Here is a 17,258-nt window from a genome sequence, read left to right as displayed (position 1 = left end):
GCCCACGCACTCCAATCGTTTGAAACGTCGACTGGAACAGCACGGGCTGCCTCAACCGGGGCACGCGCATGACCGCCCAGCTCCTGTTGAACAAAGCTGCGACCTGAGAATTCGTCTTCGTCGAGCACTGGCGCGGCGACCCACTATGACCGAGCCCCGGTGGGGGATCAACGTACGTCGGGGGTGCGTTCAACTGTGAGAGAAGGGCAGTTGAACGGCTGCTTCACAGGTCAGGGGCGGACCTTGACGGGGTGCGACGGCTTTTGGGACGGTGAATGGCGCCTATGGCTTCTCTCCCCCTTCCCGCTTTTACTGCGAGGCACCCGTATGCCCGATTCAGCGCCGCACATCGATCTCGTGGATCCGGAACTCTATTCCCGTGGCGATCCCTTTTCGCAATGGGCCTGGCTGCGTGCCAACGATCCGGTGCACTGGCGCCGGCCGGGAGAGCTTCCGGGTTTCTGGTCCCTGACGCGTTACGAGGACATCCGTACGGCTTACCGGGACGCGGAGACGTTCAGTTCGGCGCAGGGGATCCTGCTGCGGCCGGCCGAGCACGGGGCGGACCCGGGCGGCGGGCGGACGCTGGCCCTCACCGACGCGCCCCGTCACAAGCAGCTGCGCGGCCTGGTCGACGGCTGGTTCGCCGTCCGCTCGGTCCGCGCGCTGGAGGCGGAGATGGCGTCGATCGCCGAGGGGGTGGTCGAGGCGGCGCTGGAGCGGGGCAGTTGTGACTTCGTCGCCGATGTCGCGGCCCGGATCCCGCTCTATGTGATCTGCCGGATGATGGGGGTGCCCGAGTCGGACTGGGAGCGTCTGTACGACCTGACGAGCCAGGCGTTCGCGGCGGGCGATCCGCTCGCGCGGCGCTTCGCGCACCTGGACATCCTGGGGTACTTCGAGACCCTGCAGGCCGACAAGGCGCGCGACCCGGGTGACGACCTGGTGAGTGTCCTGGCGACGGCGGTGGTGGACGGTGAGCGGCTGAGTCCCGACGACGTGATCCTGAACTGCGACAACCTGCTGGTCGGTGGTACGGAGAACACCCGGATCGCCGCGGCCGGGGGGATGCTCGCGCTCCTGGAGCACCCGGAGCAGTGGAGTGCGGTGCGCGGGGATCCCGCGCTGCTGCCGTCCGCGGTCGAGGAGGTGCTGCGCTGGACGTCGACGGCCACGCACATCATGCGTACGGCCGTGAAGCCGGTGCGGATCCATGACCGGCAGATCGAGGCCGGCGACAAGGTGGTGTTCTGGCTGCCGTCGGCGAACCGGGACGAGACGGTGTTCGACGCGCCGGACGTGTTCGACGTGCGGCGCTCCCCCAACCGTCATCTGTCGCTGGGGTTCGGCGAGCACTTCTGCCTGGGCAGCATGCTGGCACGGGTGGAACTGCGGCTTCTGTACGGCGAGTTGGTGAAGCGGGGGGTGCGCATCGAGCTGGACGGTGAGCCGAAGCTGCTGGATTCGATCGTCGTGAACGGTCCCGAGCTGCTGCCGGTGCGCCTGAAGGCCTCCTGAACCGTGTACGCGAGCGGGGCGCCCACCTCCACGGTGGGCGCCCCGCTCGCGTGTGTGCGTGTGGGGTCAGCCGGACATGGCGACCAGGACCCTGCGGTCGCCGGTGTAGGGGCGTCGGCCGTGGGCGGTGGCGACGTTGTCGATGACCATGAGGTCGCCCTTGTGCCAGTCCACGTCGACGGCCGTCTCCAGGCCGCGGTCGTGGATGTGGAGGATGTACGCGTCGGGGATGGGACTGCCGTCGGCGAAGGTGACGGACTGGGGCAGTTCCTCGGGGGGCAGGATCTGCGCCAGTTCGCGGGCGGTCTCGTCGCCGAGGGCGGCGGGGTGGAAGTGGTCGGCCTGGTTGAACCAGACCTCGGTGCCGGTGACGGGGTGCCGGACGGTGGCGGGGCGGACGGGGCTGGTCATGCGCAGGCCGCCGTCGGTGTCCCAGTGCCAGGTGAACTCCCCCGCCTTCAGGAAGGCTTCGACCTCGTCGCGGTCGTCGGTCTCGAACGTCTGGCGCCAGCTGCGGCCGAGGCCCATGCCGTCGTGCAGGTTCTGGGTGTAGCGGATGCCGCCGGCGAAGGCCTCGCGGACCTCGGCGTCCAGGGCGGCGAGCCAGCGCGCGCCGTCGGCGACGGGTGTGGCGCCGCCGCCGCCGGGGGTGGTGGCGCAGTAGAAGAAGAGCCGCTCGGGCCACTGGTGGCTGTACGACAGTTCGCTGTGCATCGCGATCGTCATGTGCTGGGGGTACTCGGTCGACGTGTAGAGGTTGCCGCCGAGCTGCGTGCGGGGCGAGGTGCCGTGCAGGTAGCCGAGCCGGTTGGGAAGCAGCAGGTCCATCACCCTCTCGACGTCCTCTTCGGGCACGTCGAAGTCCCGGAAGACCAGCGCCTTCTCGCGAGCGAGGAGGTCCCCGGGGTCTCCGAGGGCCGCCAGCCTGTCGCGTACTCCTTCGGCGCCGGTCGGACCGCCCTCGGGGCGTATGACGAGCGGGCTCCAGGCGGTGCCGGTGACGGTGGTGGTCCCGTCGTCGCCCGTGGGGGAAGTGCCGGGGACGGAGGTGCTGGTGACGGGTGTGCTGGTGACGGGTGTGCTGGTGATCGTGGTGGTCTCGCTCATGGCTGGGCTCCTCGGCTCCTGACTCGATACGCGTGACCGGGCGTCGTCGGGGCGGTGGGGCGAGCCGTGCTCCCGGGCCCGCCGGGCGGGGGTCTGTCGGAGGCGGGGCCGGGAGCCGCGCGGGGCCACGGCCCCGGCTCCGGCCGCTGCGGGCTGCCCGACGGGCGCGGCCGGACGCCCACTATGACCGCGGCCCACCGGTGCGGGTCAACGTGCTGTTCAACCGCGCGGTCGTCTTCGTTGAACGGCGTTGATCGGCGGGTCGTGGCGGTGTCATGGTGGACCGTCCGGCACGGCCGGGGGCCCTGGCCCCGGGTGGCCGCCCCGCTGTGGCCGGCGCCGTACGCGCGGTGTGCGGCATGGCCGCGCTGCGGCCGGTGACATCCCGCGCCGCCTCTTGTGCCCGCTGACTGCGACGACTTCGTCCCGGACGACCTGGAGTTCCTCTTGCGCACCGAGACTGTGACCGGAGGCATGTCATGCCGTATGTGACCTCCAACGGGATCCGGCTCTCCTACCAGCGTCAGGGCAGCGGCGAGCCGGTGCTGCTCATCATGGGCTCGGGCGCCGCCGGGCACGTGTGGACGACGCATCAGACGCCGGCGATCAACGCGGCCGGCTACGAGACGGTGATCTTCGACAACCGGGGCATCGGCGCCTCCGACGCACCCGAGGGCATGTACACGCTGGCCGACATGGTGGCCGACACCAAGGGCCTGATCGAGGCCCTGGGGATCGGTCCCTGCCGGATCGTCGGTACGTCGATGGGCGCGATGATCGCGCAGGAGCTGGCGGCGCGGTATCCGCACCTGGTGCGCTCGGCCGTGCTCATCGCCACCCGTGCGCGCTCGGACGCGACCCGGCGGGCGCTGACCGAGGCCGATCTCGCGCTGCGGGAGAGCGGGGTGCGGCTGCCACCGAAGTACGAGGCGATGCGGACCGTCCTGGAGATGCTCTCTCCCGCCACGCTCAACGACGACACGTCGGCGCGGAGCTGGCTGGAGATCTTCGAGCTGACCGGCGGTGGCGACGGCGGTGGCGGGCAGGCCGGCGTCGACCGGGTCGGCGACCGGCGCGGGGTGCTGCGTTCCATCGGGGTCCCGTGCCGCACGATCGCTTTCTCGGACGACCTCATCTGCCCTCCGCATCTGGTGGTCGAGGTGGCGGACGCCATTCCCGGGTGCGACCACGTGGAGATCGCGGACTGCGGGCACCTGGGGAACCTGGAGCGTCCGCGGGCCGTGAACGACGCGATCATCGAGTTCCTCGACAAGCACTGACCCCGGGCGCGCGCCGTCACCCGCCCCGCCCTTCCTTCTTCTTCCGCCCCTTTCACGTAAGGCCGCGCCATGAACCAGCCTGAGCACGTCGATCCGGGTTCCGAGGCGAAGATCGTCCGGCAGGACGTCACGACGTGGACGCTGCGGATGTCCTCGCCCGAGCAGCTGCGGCCGGCCCGGTCGGAGACCGAGATGCGGGTGGAGCGCTCGCAGGTGCCGTCGGTCGATCTGAGCCGGGCCCTGTACGCGGCCGTCGGGTCCCACGTGTGCTGGACGGACCGTTTCTCGTGGAGCCACGAGACGTGGCGCGCGTGGGTGCACCGGCCGTCCATGGCGACGTGGATCGCCACGGTGCAGGGCACGGTGGCGGGCTTCTTCGAGCTGGAGGCGCAGCCGGACGGCGGGGTGGAGGTGGTGCTGTTCGGGCTGCTGCCCCAGTTCTACGGGCGCGGCCTGGGCGGCGCCCTGCTGACGGCCTGTGTGGAGCGGGCCTGGCGCAGTGGTGTGGAGTGGGGCGGGCCCGAGGCGCTTCCCGCGCGGTACGTGTATCTGCGGACGAGCACGCTGGATCACCGTCACGCCGTGCGGAACTATCTCGCACGGGGTTTCGAGACGGCGGAGGCGCGGACCCATGCCAAGCCGGTACCCGATCCGCGGATGGCGCCGTGGCCGCTGGCCCGGGATCCGCGGCAGGTGCCGGCGGGCGACCTCTAGGCTCTCTCTTCCGGAGTCCCTCGGGCTCCTTTGGGCTCCTTGAAGACGGCGGTGGTTCCCCTCCCCGTGGGGAGGGGAACCACCGCCGTCCCTCATCGTCCGTTCGTCGCGGCCCGGGCTCTGGTGAAGCGGGCCAGGCGGCCGATGCCGTCCTTGATCTGCTCGTGCGTCAGGGAGCTGACGGAGAGCCGCAGGGCGTGTTCGCCGCCGCCTCGGGGGTGGAAGTACGCCATGGGGGTCCAGATGACGCCGAACTCCTCGGCCGCCTGGGTGAGTGCTGTCTCGTCGGCACGGAAGGGAACGGTGAGGGAGAGGAAGAAGCCGCCGCTCGGTTCGTTCCAGCGCACGCCGAGCACGGTGCGCTCCTGCGGCGGGAAGGCGTCCTCGAGGGCGTCGAGGGTGACGCGCATCGCGTCACCGTAGTGGGCGGCGGTGGCCGTGTTGAGTTCTCCGGCCCGGCCGTCCGCCGTGAGCAGCATGCCGGCCACGAGGGCCTGGCTGATCGGCGAGGTGTTGACCGTCACCATCGACTTGATCTTGCTGAGCGCGTCGGCGAGCACCGTGGTGCGGCCCGTGTCGTCGGTGACGGGCTGGTCGGCGACGGCGAACCCGACGCGCGCCCCGGGGAACAGCGTCTTGGAGAGCGAGCCGATGTGCACCACGCGGTGGTTGCGGTCCAGCGCCTTCAGCGTCGGGAGCCGCTCCCCCGGGCTGACCAGCCGGTAGGGGCTGTCCTCCAGGAGCAGGATGTCCTCGCGTTCGGCGAGGTCGAGCAGTTCCTGGCGTGCCTTGAGGGACAGGGTGGCGCCGGAGGGGTTGGAGTGGTCGGGGATGACGTAGAAGGCGCGGGGTCTGCGGCCCCGGGCGCGTTCGGCGTCGATCGCGGCGGCGAGGCGGTCGACCCGTACGCCGTCCTCGTCCTCCTCGACGGCGACCGGGGTGATGTCGAGGAGCCGGGCGGCGCCCGTGATGCCGACGTAGCAGGGGCTGGAGGCCAGCAGGACGTCGTCGGGGCCGGTGATCAGCGCGCGGACGGCGAGCAGCATCGCCTCCTGCGCGCCGACGGTGACCACGACGGCCTCGGGCGGGACGTCGATGCCCTCGTCCTTGCGCAGCGAGTCGGCGATCAGCTCGCGGATGTGGCCGCTCGTGGGCCCGTACTGGAAGAGCGTGGTGCGTATCTGCTCGGGTGAGGCGCCCTGCTGGTGCAGGTGGTCCACGTAGCGGCGCAGGTAGGTGAAGATCTGCTCGGTGTCGAAGAAGCCCTCGTAGGGGCGTCCGGGTGCGAAGGAGACGGCGTCGGGGTAGCGGGTGGTGATCTCGTTGAGGAAGTTCATCGTGTCCAGGACGGGGTCCGAGACGCTGGCGTGGAGGTCCCGCGTCCGCAGCCCGGTGACGGCGGGCCTGACGGGAGCGGGCGCGGCCGTCACGAGGGCGGGAGTCACGAGGGCGGGGCCCGCGTCCGTCACCGTCCCGGTGCCGGTCAGGGCCATGGCGTCGGCCAGTTCGTCGCGGACGATGCCGAGCACGTCGGCCACGCCGTCGGCTCCGGCGACGGCCAGTCCGTGCAGGGCAGGCCGGCCGAGGAGGACGGCGTCGGCGCCGAGCGCGAGCGCGGTCAGGACGTCGGCGCCCCGGCGTACGCCGCCGTCGAGGAGGACGGGGCAGGCACGGTCGACGGCCTCGGCGACGACGGGCAGCGCGGTGAGGGTGGCCGGGGCTCCGTCGAGCTGGCGTCCGCCGTGGTTGGAGACGACGATGCCCTGCGCGCCCTCGGCGGTGGCCCGCCGGGCGTCCTGTGCGGTGAGGACGCCTTTGAGGAGGAGCGGCAGGGAGCTGACGGTGCGCAGCCACGCGAGGACGGACCAGTCCAGGGCGGGGTCGAACTCGGCGAGCGCGTGCGCGCTGGGCGAGTCGAATCCGCCGCCGGTGAGGTTGGCGGGCGCGATGCCTCCGGGGAGTTCGAAGCCGTTGCGCAGGTCGCGCAGCCTGCGGCCGAGGCGTGGCGCGTCGACGGTCAGCACGATGGCCTCGAAGCCGGCCCGTTCGGCGCGTTCGATCAGCGCCCGGGTGACGCCCCGGTCGCGGAAGCAGTACACCTGCAGCCACAGCGGGGAGGTGGCGGCGGCGGCGATGTCCTCGAAAGTGCGGCCGGCGAAGGTGCTGACGGTCAGTGGGACGCCCGCGGCCCCCGCGCCGCGGGCGGTGGCGACCTCGCCCTCGGGGTGGGCCAGGGCGTGGTAGGCCATCGGGGCGATCCCGAGGGGGGCCGCCCAGTCGCGGCCCAGGATCCGGGTCGTGGTGTCCGGCGCCTGGTGTCCGGCCAGGACGCGGGGGTGCAGGTGGACGGCGTCGAAGGCGGCGGTGTTGGCGGCGAGGGTGCGTTCGTCGCCCGCGCCGCCTTCCAGGAAGTCCCTCACGGCCGGCGTGAAGCGCGGCCGCGCCGCCGTTGCGTAGTCGGCCAGGGTCAGCGGACGGTCGGCGGACGGCGGACGGTCGGCTGCGGCGGGCGGTCGGCTGCGGTGGGCGGGACTCATCCGGCGGTCAGCCGCTCGCGTTCCACCGCTTCGTACAGGGCACGGATGTTGGAGCTGCCGAAGCCGCGCGATCCCTGGCGCTGGATCAGTTCGTAGAAGAGGGTGTTGCGTTCGTGCGGGGAGCGGCTGAACAGCTGCAGCAGGTGTCCCCATTCGTCGCGGTCGGCGAGGACCTGGGTGTCGCGCAGTTCGCCGACGATGGCCCGCAGGTCGGGGAAGCGGTCGACGAGGACGTCGTAGTAGGCGTCGGGGGTGGTGAGGAAGTCGACGCCGCGCTGCTTGCACTCCCGTACGGCCGGGATGATGTCGTCGACGAGGAAGGCGAGGTGCTGGACGCCGGGGCCGCCGTTGCGTTCGAGGAACGAGTCGAGCTGGCCGGTGCGCTTGTCGGGGTCCGGTGCGACGAGGGTGAAGGTGACGCCGCCGCGGGGGTTGCGGACGACGATCGAGTCCATCGCCTGGTCGCCGACGCTGACGTACTCCGAGTAGAAGCGGTCGAGGCCGAAGCCGTCCTGGTAGAAGCGCGCGTACTGGTCGAGGGTGCCGCCGGAGAGGCAGACGGCTATGTGGTCGAGGGACTTCACGCGGCCGGGCGGGTGGTGCGGCCCGTCGAGGGGGACCCAGGTGCGGCGGGGTGGGAGCCGGTCGGCGGCGGAAGCGGGGGCGGGGACGAGGGTGTGGACGACGTCGCCGAAGCCGCTGACGACGGTGTCGCCGCGCGGGGAGATCTCGGTCCTGGCGCCGGCGCGCAGGGCCGCGTCGCGGGTGGCGGTGACGTCGTCGCAGGTCATGGCGATGTCGGCGATGCCGTCACCGTGTTCGTCGCAGAACTTCCAGGTGCCTCGGCCGGTGGTGAGGACGACCTGGACGTCGCCCTGTCGCAGCAGGACGGAACTGCGGTCCACCTCGACGGAGTCGGCGACCCGGGTGAAGCCGAGGGCGGAGACGAAGTAGTCGGTGGTCGAGCGTTTGTCCTTGGTGAACAGCTCTACGTACGCGATGTCCTGCACGACCATGGAGCGGCCTCCTCAAGGCAGATGCCGTGTGACGTATGTGTGCCGGCGGCCGGGCGGGACACCCTGGGCAGTGCCTGGGTGCCCCGTGCCGGGCCGTGCTCGATCGGGTTCTGTTGCGGTCGGAGTCGGATGCGGTCAGGCGGGGATGCGGTCCGGGTCAAAGAGGGTTCGGGGACCGGTAACGGCCGGTTCGGGGCCGGGCGGGGTTACCAGCGCCACTCCTGCTGCTTGAAGAGGTGACCGGCGGGGATGTCGCGCTCCTTGCACCAGGTCAGGAACTCCTCGATCTGCTTGATCTGGTAGGTGTCCTCCGTGTACGTGGTCGCCATGACGTGTCCGAGCCAGTCCTCCTCGCCCATCGCGTAGACGTAGGCCTCCTTGGCGCCGAGCTCGGTCATGATCGCGGCGGCCTGCTCGGCGTTGGAGCCGGAGAGCTTGCGGGAGTTGCTCATCTTCTTGGTGACCGGGATGGTCAGCAGCGCCTGGTAGAGCCAGGTCAGCGGCGCGCCGTCGCACTCCATGCCGAGGAAGGCGATGTCGGCCTGGCCGAGGTGGTCCTTCATGTAGCGGTAGAGGGACGGCTCGATGCCGGAGGAGTCGGCGCCGATGAAGACCTTCTTGCCGGCCAGTTCCGCCCAGTAGGTGGACTTGGCGCGGATGTCGAGGTCGCAGTGCTCGCCGAGGAACGGCGTGGCGGTGATCTTGCCGCCGGGGAAGGGCACCTCGTCGAAGTCGTCGACCTCGATGACGGTGAAGCCCTGGTTGCGGAGCATCAGCGCCATGGAGGGGTCGGCGAGGTTGCCCCGTGAGGAGCGCGGGACGACGATGGCGCCGAGCCGGCCGCGCAGCTGCAGCAGCGTCTCCAGGACGATGTGGTCCTGGTGGCCGTGGGTGATGAGGACGAGGTCGATGTAGTCGGGCAGGTCGTCCAGCGTGTACCGGTCCGTCTTGTCGCTGTCCGCGCTGATGAACGGGTCGGTGACGATGGCGGCCTCGGGCGTCTGCAGGACGAGGCAGGCGTGCCCGAAGTAGCGGATGCGGCCGCCGCTCTCGATGTGGCGGTCCTCGGACAGGCTCGGCTTGTCGGTGAGCAGGGTCCGCAGTTGCTTGGTCTGCGCGTCGTTCAGGCCGAGCGCGTCGCGCAGGTGCGCGAGGGTCGTGGGATGGACGCGGCTCTTGAAGAGCTCGGCGAGGCCTTCGTGGCGGAAGGGGATCTGCAGCTCGAGGACGTCGGGCGAGGGCAGGCGCGGGGTGCTGAGGATGAACGGGCGCTCGATGCCCGTCTCCAGGGAGAGCTGCACCGACTGGCGCTCCTCCTGGTAGACGTTGCTCTTGTAGACGACCGGCTCGAGGAAGCGCATCTGCGCCTGGTTGTCGGTGTCGTAGGCGAGCTCGACAAGACCGGCGAGCTCGGTGGGGAGCTTCGGGTAGAGCGGGGTCAGGTCGAAGCCGGTCGCGTTGGCGCGCAGGATCTCCTGGCCGGCGGCTATGGCGTGGGCGAAGCGGAGCATGTCGGCGCGGTCGCGCTTGATGGTGGCGAGCAGGTCGCGCACCTCGTCGGCGCGCTCCTCGGGGATGTTGATGAAGTAGCCGCCGCGGAGCTCGGGGTTGTTGCTGGCCGCGACGTGGACCTGCGGGGACTGCAGGTAGGACTCGAGGAGCGGGACTTGGAGGAAGGCCAGGTTCATCGCGGCCTGGACCGGCGCGATCGTGTAGGGCCAGGCGAAGAAGCGGTCCACGAGCGGCTCGATGATCGCCTTCGACCTCAGGTACAGCTGTTCGTCAGCCATGGGTGCATTCCCTCCAGGAGAGCCAAGGAAGAGGACCGCCTGGGGCACACGCATGCCCGTGACGCACAGCGGACCGTGAGAAAAGGAGAAGGAGTACGGGGACGCCGGGTGAGTTTCGGGCGTGCCTGCCGCAGCAGAATGACCGGCGGTGCCGGTGACGATCAATACGCGCCGGATGGTGGCGGGTTGAACAGGCGGTCGAATCGGGCGTGCGCCGGCGGTACGCCGGTGTCCCCCCTCTCCCGGCGGGTGGAGGTGGTGTTCAACCGCGGTGGTGGTGGCGGTTGAACACCGGTGGGGTGGTTCTCAGGCCGCTACGGGCGCGGCGATGGGGGCCACGGCGGGCATGGCGACTTCGAGGTAGTCGGGCACGGCGAGGGCGACGGACAGGTCGAGGCGTCCGGCGTTGAAGTAGATCTCGTCGTGGACGAGCAGGCCGTCGTCGACGAGCAGGTCGAGTTCGCGGCTGAAGGCGAAGGGGGCGATGGAGCCGCTGACGCTGCGGGTGAGGCGTTCGGCGACGGTCCGTTCGGCGAAGTTGGCGGCGCGCCCGCCGTAGCGGGCGGCGAGGGCGGTGAGGTCGACCCGGCGGTCCCCGGGAACGACGGCCAGGACGTAACGGCGGGAGCGTTTGCCGGTGGCCACGCGGACGACGAGGGATTTCGCGGCCTGTTCCAGGGGGTGGTCGCGCAGCGCGCTGGCGGCCTCGGTGGACCCTTCGGGTGGGTGCCGGATGATCCGGTACGCGTCGGGGCGGGCGGTCAGGAGGGCGGTGATGCGCTCGAAGGCGTCGGGTGTCGTGACGGGGGTGGGGGGTGCGGCGGTGTCGGGTGGGTGCACGGTGCCTCCGCGAGGAGAGGAGCGGGAGGGGGAGGAGAAGGGTGTGCTCCTGCGGGGTGTCCGCCGGCATGCGGGGGTGCACCGCTCGTGGCGGTCGCGGTGGTCGCGGTGGTCGCGGTGGTCGCGGTGGTCGCGGTGGTCGCGGTGGTCGCGGTGGTCGCGGTGGTCGCGGTGGTCGCGGTGGTCGTCATCCTAGAAATCCGGGGGCGTGACCGGTACGTGTTCAAGCCGAGGTCCGGACGGCGGCGCCGTGCGCGGGTGTGCGGGGTGTGGGAAAGCCGCTGCCGTTTCGCGGGGCAGCGGCTTCTTCGTGCGCGGGTGTCACTGGTCGCGGCGTTTGACGGCGAAGATCGTGATGGCGGCGGCGACGACGGCCCAGACGGCGTAGACGGTCCACGCGCCCTCGGCGGACCAGGGGAAGTTCGCGGGCTTCTCGGCGATCTGCATCAGACGGGCCCAGGCGCTGTAGGGCAGGGCGTGGTCGATGACGGCGGAGCTGTAGTGGTCGTCGCTGACGCCCATGGGGACGAGGAGGAGCAGGGCGAAGCTGGTTCCCATGGTGGCGGCGCTGGCCCGGATGATCGTGCCGACGGCCATGCCGACGAGGGCGGCGAGGGGGGCGGCGAGGACGCAGGCGGCGAGTGCGGACAGGACGCCGGGGTCGGCCAGGGAGAGGCCCGTGTCGCGTGCGGACAGGATGGCTTGGGTCGACCAGAAGGAGCCGCCCGCGGCGAGCAGACCGAGTCCGGTGGTGACGACGCTGACCACGACGACCTTGGCGGCCATGACGGCGCTGCGGTTGGGGACGGCGGTGAAGGTGGTGCGGATCTGGCCGGTGCTGTACTCGCTGACGACGCTCAGTGCGCCCATGGCGCTGGCGATGAGCAGCAGACACAGCAGGGCGGCGTCGGTGAAGGAGTCGAGCATGGCCCAGTTGGGAGCGAAGTCGGCCTTCTGCTGGGCGCTCCAGGCGGGCCAGTTGCTGTAGTCGTCGTATGTGGTGAAGACGTTGAAGCCGATGATGGCGAGGGTGCCGACGGCGATGGTCCACGCGGTGGAGCGCAGCGACCACATCTTGATCCACTCGGATGCGACGAGGTCGGTGAAGCGGGCCCGGGGAGCGGGCTCGGCCTCGGGCTTGCGGGAGGTGGGGGTGGCGGGGGCGGTGGAGGCGAGGGTCATCGGGCTTCTCCTGCCGCGTACTCGACGCTGTCGGCGGTCAGTTCCATGAAGGCGGATTCGAGGGATGCGTTGTTGTTGGTGAGTTCGTGGACGGGAATCATGTGGCGGAAGGCGATGTCGCCGATGTGGGGTGCGCTCATGCCTCGGACGGTGAGGGTGTCGTCGGGGTGGGTCTCGACGGTGGCGCCGGCGTCGCTGAGGAGGGGGTGCAGCGCGGCGGCCTTGGGGGTGCGGACGGTGACGCTGCGCTGGGTGCCTCGCGCGGCGAATTCCTTGAGGCTCTCGGCGGCGATGAGCCGGCCCCTGCCGACGACGACGAGGCTGTCGGCGGTGTTCTCCATCTCGGACATGAGGTGGCTGGAGACGAAGACGGTGCGTCCTTCGGCGGCGAGCCGCTGAAAGAGGCCGCGGACCCATTTGACGCCTTCGGGGTCGAGGCCGTTGAGGGGCTCGTCGAAGAGGAGGACCGGCGGGTTGCCGAGCAGGGCCGTGGCGATGCCGAGGCGCTGCTTCATGCCGAGGGAGTAGCCGCCGATGCGGCGGTCGCCGGCGTCGGCGAGGCCGACCTCCTCGAGGACGTGGTCGACGCGGCGGCGGGGCAGCCGGTTGCTGACGGCGAGGGAGGCGAGGTGGGCGCGGGCGGTGCGGCCGCCGTGGACGTGGTGGGCGTCGAGCAGGGCTCCCACGTCGCGCATGCCGCGGGCGCGGTCGGTGTAGGACCGGCCGTTGATGGTGACGGAGCCGCTGGTGGGCCGGTGCAGCCCGAGCATCATGCGCAGGGTGGTGCTCTTGCCCGCGCCGTTGGGGCCGAGGAAGCCGGTGACGTGGCCTGGTTCGACGGTGAAACTCAGGCTGTTGACCGCGGTCTTCTTTCCGTAACGCTTGGTGAGTTCCCTTGCTTCGATCATGTGATTCATCATGGCGAGGGCCGCACGAAGCGTCATCACTCCCAGGGTGGCACCGTTTGAACAGTGGTGTCATCCCTGGTTGTACGACGGTGGGCTGATCCGGCGGGCGGGGCTGCGTGGCTACGATCCGGTTATGTCCTTCTCGTACCGTGCTGTGTTTCGTCGGGTGCCGCCGGGTTGGTGGGCGGGTGGTCTGTGGTCCCTGGCGGCGTTGTCTCCGCTGGTGTGGTCGGGCCGGGGGGTGGGGGGTGCTGACCCCGGGCCGGTCTCCGACGTGCTGGGCGGGTTGCGGGGGCAGTTACTGCTGGTGTTCGCGGTGCTGGCGGCGTCGGGCGGGTGTGCGGTGCTGATGCGCCGGCCATGGGTGGGGGCGGCGCTGCTGCTGGCGGGAACGGTGGCGTATGCCGGGGCGTGGGGGCTCGATGAGCTGCTCGTGCTGCAGTTCCTGGCGGTGGACGTGGCGATCGCCCTGGTGGCGGCGGTGCGGGCGCCGCGGGTGTCGTTGCCTGTTGCGGGGGCGGCACTGGTGGTGCTCGGTGTGTTCGCGGGGGTGAGGTGGGGCAGCGGTGCGGAGACGGGGACGGCATCGGAGCCGTATGTCGCGCTGACGGTGGTGGTGGCGTGGCTGGCGGGCCGGTCGGTGCAGCAGTCGCGTACGCACGAGGAGGAGATGCGGCGGCAGTTCTCCGAGCAGGTCGCGGCGCGTGCGGTGGCCAGTGAGCGGCTGCGGATCGCGCGGGAGCTGCATGACAGTGTGGCGCACAGCATCGGGATCATCGCATTGCAGGCGGGAGCGGCGGCGCGGGTGGTGGAGGCGCGGCCTGATGAGGCGCGTGTGGCGATGGTGGCGGTGGAGCGTGCGGGCCGTGAGGCGCTGGCGGGGCTGCGCCGGATGCTGGGCGCGTTGCGGGAGGCCGAGGGCGGGGACGCGGCGGCGCCGTTGGTTCCGCTGGAGGGGCTGGATGGGGTCGAGCGGCTGGCGGCGGAGGCCGGCGATGCGGGGGTGCGGGTGGAGGTGTCCTGGGAGGGGGAACGCCGGCCGTTGCCGCAGGAGGTGGATTTCGCGGCGTTCCGGATCGTGCAGGAGTCGGTCACGAATGTCATCCGGCATGCGGGGACGGGCGCGTGCCGTGTGGTGATCGCCTTCAGGTCCGGTGAGGTGGGGGTCGAGGTCACGGACGGCGGGTCGGGTCCTGCGGACCGGGTGGGGGTGGGGTACGGGCTCATCGGCATGCGTGAGCGGGTGGCGTTGCTGGGTGGCGAGTTCTCGGCGGGTGGTGTGCTGTCGGGGGGGTTCCGGGTGGCGGCGACGCTGCCGGCGGGGCCGGGGCCTGGGGGGAGCGGGCCGTCGGGGGCTAGGCGGGTGGTGGAGCGGGGTGGTCGTGCCGGTCGCCTTCGGAGCGGGGGGTTTTCCGGCCTTTCTCGCGGGCGCTGACGGTGCGGGGGTCGACGGCTTCGGCTGGGGTGCCTTTGGCGTAGAGGCCGTCGGGGGTGGTGTCGCGGTCGTTGGGTGTGAGCCAGAAGACGCGGCGCAGGAAGGTTCCGGAGGCGCGTGAGGCCTTGGCCTGGGGGGTGAGGGTGGCGTAGCCGATCATGCGGCCGTCACGGTGGTACGGCGGTCTGCCCCGGCGGGTGGGGAGCCGGTCGAGTGACTGGCGCACGTAGTCGAGGGTGTCGACGGATTCGAGCCAGACGATGTCGTGCTCGTGGGTGAGTTCGTCGTTGGTGATCAGGGAGCTCACGGGGCCTCCGCGTCGGCGAGCAGACCGATGCCCGGATAGTACTTTCGCGAGTTCGACAGGACCATCTCCTTGGGTGAGGTCAGGCCGACCAGTTCGCGTGTGCGTTGCGCGAAGGCGCGTGAGGTGATGGCCGGGGCCCCTTCGCTCTGGCACCACTTCTTGTAGGCATCGTACAGGCGTGCTTGTTCGGCGCGGTGATGGTGTCCGAGGGTGCACCGTTCTTCGAAGAAGCGGCCGGTGTGGTCCTCGGTCTCGGCGTAGGAGGTGGTGGCGACGCGGATCTGTTCGGGGCCGGTGAGGTCGCGGTCGCCGGAGAGGTAGCGGCGTGCGCCGTCGATGAGCCAGCCGAGGATGCCGGGGCCTTCTTCTGTGACGAGGATGTCGGCGAGGTTGTCGACCTTGCGTTCGTCGCTGACGACGCGTTCGAAGGGGATGAGCCGCATGCGGCGCCAGAAGGCGAAGCCGCCGGTGCCGACTTCGGGGCGGTGGTTGCCCAGGAGCCAGAGTTTGTGTGTGGGCTGGAAGGAGAAGAAGTCCTGGCGCATCCGGCGGGCTTTGATGCGGTCGCCGCCGGTGAGGAGTTTGACGCGGGCTTCGTCGAATTTGTCGCCCGGGCGGACCTCGTTGCAGACGACGACGCGGCGGCCGTGGAGTTCGGCGAGGTCGGTGGGGTGTCCTTCGTAGGGGCGGGCCATGAGGAAGCCGGGCGGTGCGGCGTCGGCGTAGTCGCCGAGGAGTTTCATCAGGACGTCGAGGAGGACGGATTTGCCGTTCTTTCCGGCTCCGAAGAGGAAGGGCATGACCTGGCCGCCGACGTCTCCGGTGATGGAGTAGCCGAGCAACAGCTGGAGGAAGTCCGTCATCTGCCGGCCGTCGGTGTCCTCGCCGAAGGTGTCGGCGAGGAAGCGGTGCCAGCGTGGTGTGGGCATGTGGCTGGCGGCTGTGGTGGTGGAGCGGGAGTGGAAGTCCTTGTCGGGGTCGGGCAGGCGAGTGCGGCCGGTGCGCAGGTCGACGATGCCGCCGGGGGTGCACAGGGCGTAGCTGTCGGTGTCGAGGAGGCCGGCGTTGAGGGTCATGCCGGGGGCGCTGCGGGCCTGGACGAGCATGGCGTTGATGCCGGTGGTGGACAGGGCTCGGCGGCGGTGCTGGAGGAGGGTGTGGGGGGTGTGGCGACCGGTGATGTCGGTGGTGGCGAGGGTTTCGGCGAGGTCGCCCGCGGCCCACAGGACCGTTTCTTCTTCGTCGGCCTGCCAGCGGGAGCCGTCCCAGCGGTACCAGCCGAGTCCAGGAACGTAGCGGTAGTCGCGGGCGTAGAGGCGGGCGAAGAGTTTGGCGTTGCCGCGGTCGGTGAGGGTGTCGGGGAGGAGGCCTTGGTCGGTGACTCCGGCGGTGCCGTGGGCGGCGAGGGGGCTGGGGGTCTGGTGGGGGGTGGTGGCGGACCGGGCGAGGATCTGGGCGGCGACGGCGTGTGCGTCGAAGACGCCTGCTGCGGGTCCGGTGGCGGAGGGCGGGGTGGTGGGAGTGCTCACCGGTGCCTGCCGGCGGTGAGGGGGCGGGCCAGGCCGGCGCTCATGCCGCCGGCGATGATCTGCATGGAGCGCCGGTCCTGTCCGGGGCGGGCGGCGCGGGCCGCTTCCCGCAGGGCCTGGGTGGCGGCGTCCTGGGTGAGATGGCCGGCGGCCACCAGTCCTCCTAAGGTGTAGGCCGCCCGGTTGAGGACAGCGGTGAAGCCGACACCGTCGTGGACGCGTCCGCAGTCGTGGATTTCCTGCAGGACGGTGGTCATGATCCGGGTGATCCGCTGGTGTTCCGTGCCTGCGGCCCGTACGGCCTGCTGGGCGCGTGCGGGTGCGCGGCGGGAGCTGCGGGGGTGCGGGACGAGGGGGCGGTGGTGGCCGGTGCGTTCGAGTTCTGCGGCGAGCCAGCCGGGGAGCGGGGCGGGGGTCGGGGAGCCGTCGAGGGGCTGGTAGGTGCCGGTGGGGGTGGTGGTCGTGGGGGCGACGATGTAGCCGCCGTGGGCGCGGATGTCGACCTGCCAGGCGAGGGCGCGCTGGGGGCTGTTGCCCGAGGAACAGCGCCAGTGACGTGTGTCGTCGACGCGGTACCAGACGTGCAGTCCGCCGGAGGGTGTCCGTACGCGCAGGGTGGAGGTGTCGTGGGCGGGGTCGCCCTGGCCGCGCAGTGCGGCGAGGACGGCGAGGGTGTCGAAGCCGTTGGTGAGGCCTGTGAGGTCGACGGTGTCGCCGATCTCGATTCCGGGCCAGATCCGGTCGCGGGCGGGCGGGGGTGCCGGGTGGGTGTCGATGTCGATGACGACCAGGCGGGCGGGACCGCAGGCGACGCCTACTCCGTGGTGGGGGTTGTCCGTCCACCAGCGGGTGATGCGGTCGGTGTCGAGGGTGGCGGCGTGGAAGCCGTGGCACCAGCGGTGGGCGGCCGGGCAGGGGCAGCCGACGGGTGTGTGTCCCGGGGTGCGGCAGGCGGTGCAGTTGGCCAGGGGGATCTTGCGGCCCGGGAGCAGGGGGTGAACCGGCCAGCCCTGTTCGGCGCACCACAGCGCGGTGGCGAGTCGTGTGTTGCCGGGCATGGCGCCGCGCCATGCATCAGCGTGATGACGTCGCAGG

General features: G+C 71.1%; 14 protein-coding genes. 4 read left to right on the top strand and 10 right to left on the bottom strand.

Going from position 1 to position 17,258, the window contains the following annotated elements; translation table 11 throughout:
* Positions 1-327: 327 nt before the first annotated feature.
* On the top strand, positions 328-1,518 hold the full coding sequence (locus tag ACZ8ZB_RS34430; RefSeq protein ID WP_470741735.1) for a cytochrome P450: 1,191 nt from the start codon (positions 328-330) through the stop codon (positions 1,516-1,518).
* A gap of 66 nt (positions 1,519-1,584) precedes the next feature.
* On the opposite strand, the gene ACZ8ZB_RS34425 is transcribed toward ACZ8ZB_RS34430, so the two are convergent.
* Positions 1,585-2,625, bottom strand: coding sequence for a TauD/TfdA family dioxygenase (locus ACZ8ZB_RS34425; RefSeq protein WP_470741734.1), 1,041 nt, complete (start codon positions 2,623-2,625; stop codon positions 1,585-1,587).
* Positions 2,626-3,104: 479 nt separating this feature from the next.
* Between ACZ8ZB_RS34425 and ACZ8ZB_RS34420 the strand changes: the two genes are divergently transcribed.
* Both ACZ8ZB_RS34420 and ACZ8ZB_RS34415 read left to right on the top strand, forming a co-directional pair.
* Entirely contained in the window at positions 3,105-3,905 is an 801-nt protein-coding gene (locus ACZ8ZB_RS34420) for an alpha/beta fold hydrolase (protein WP_470741733.1), read from the top strand.
* A 69-nt stretch (positions 3,906-3,974) separates the two neighbouring features.
* Entirely contained in the window at positions 3,975-4,619 is a 645-nt protein-coding gene (locus ACZ8ZB_RS34415; RefSeq protein ID WP_470741732.1) for a GNAT family N-acetyltransferase, read from the top strand.
* Positions 4,620-4,711: 92 nt separating this feature from the next.
* On the opposite strand, the gene ACZ8ZB_RS34410 is transcribed toward ACZ8ZB_RS34415, so the two are convergent.
* From ACZ8ZB_RS34410 to ACZ8ZB_RS34385, 6 genes are all read right to left on the bottom strand, one after another.
* Positions 4,712-7,156 carry an aminotransferase class I/II-fold pyridoxal phosphate-dependent enzyme gene (locus tag ACZ8ZB_RS34410; protein ID WP_470741731.1) on the bottom strand — a complete coding sequence of 815 codons (2,445 nt, stop codon included), beginning with the start codon at positions 7,154-7,156 and terminating at the stop codon, positions 4,712-4,714.
* The gene (gene hppD, locus ACZ8ZB_RS34405) at positions 7,153-8,172 is read right to left on the bottom strand and encodes a 4-hydroxyphenylpyruvate dioxygenase (protein ID WP_470741730.1); all 1,020 of its coding nucleotides are present in this window, start codon (positions 8,170-8,172) and stop codon (positions 7,153-7,155) included. The genes ACZ8ZB_RS34410 and hppD overlap by 4 nt, the downstream gene beginning before the upstream one ends.
* A gap of 206 nt (positions 8,173-8,378) precedes the next feature.
* Positions 8,379-9,962, bottom strand: a complete 1,584-nt coding sequence (locus ACZ8ZB_RS34400) for an MBL fold metallo-hydrolase (RefSeq protein WP_470741729.1) — start codon at positions 9,960-9,962, stop codon at positions 8,379-8,381.
* Positions 9,963-10,268: 306 nt separating this feature from the next.
* Entirely contained in the window at positions 10,269-10,802 is a 534-nt protein-coding gene (locus ACZ8ZB_RS34395) for a YbaK/EbsC family protein (protein ID WP_470741728.1), read from the bottom strand.
* Between the two features lie 321 nt (positions 10,803-11,123).
* Positions 11,124-11,984: an ABC transporter permease gene (locus tag ACZ8ZB_RS34390; RefSeq protein ID WP_470741727.1), complete on the bottom strand. Its 861-nt coding sequence runs from the start codon at positions 11,982-11,984 to the stop codon at positions 11,124-11,126.
* The gene (locus ACZ8ZB_RS34385; RefSeq protein ID WP_470741726.1) at positions 11,981-12,892 is read right to left on the bottom strand and encodes an ABC transporter ATP-binding protein; all 912 of its coding nucleotides are present in this window, start codon (positions 12,890-12,892) and stop codon (positions 11,981-11,983) included. Before ACZ8ZB_RS34385 ends, ACZ8ZB_RS34390 begins: the two co-directional genes overlap by 4 nt.
* Positions 12,893-13,025: 133 nt before the next feature.
* Here ACZ8ZB_RS34385 and ACZ8ZB_RS34380 point away from each other — a divergent pair, with 133 nt between their 5' ends.
* Positions 13,026-14,327 (top strand): sensor histidine kinase, encoded by a 1,302-nt coding sequence (locus tag ACZ8ZB_RS34380; protein WP_470741725.1) that lies wholly within the window; start codon positions 13,026-13,028, stop codon positions 14,325-14,327.
* Here ACZ8ZB_RS34380 and ACZ8ZB_RS34375 read toward each other — a convergent pair.
* From ACZ8ZB_RS34375 to ACZ8ZB_RS34365, 3 genes are read right to left on the bottom strand one after another with little or no spacing between them, the layout of a single operon-like run.
* On the bottom strand, positions 14,248-14,634 hold the full coding sequence (locus ACZ8ZB_RS34375; RefSeq protein WP_470741724.1) for a DUF6009 family protein: 387 nt from the start codon (positions 14,632-14,634) through the stop codon (positions 14,248-14,250). The two genes, ACZ8ZB_RS34380 and ACZ8ZB_RS34375, sit on opposite strands and share 80 nt — an antisense overlap.
* Positions 14,631-16,163: a DNA primase family protein gene (locus ACZ8ZB_RS34370; protein ID WP_470741723.1), complete on the bottom strand. Its 1,533-nt coding sequence runs from the start codon at positions 16,161-16,163 to the stop codon at positions 14,631-14,633. The genes ACZ8ZB_RS34375 and ACZ8ZB_RS34370 overlap by 4 nt, the downstream gene beginning before the upstream one ends.
* A complete protein-coding gene (locus tag ACZ8ZB_RS34365) occupies positions 16,160-17,221 on the bottom strand; it encodes a bifunctional DNA primase/polymerase (RefSeq protein ID WP_470741722.1) in 1,062 nt (353 codons plus the stop codon). The genes ACZ8ZB_RS34370 and ACZ8ZB_RS34365 overlap by 4 nt, the downstream gene beginning before the upstream one ends.
* Positions 17,222-17,258: the final 37 nt, after the last annotated feature.

Source organism: Streptomyces sp. 12E (assembly GCF_055633275.1).
This window is presented reverse-complemented; position numbering and strand designations above follow the sequence as displayed.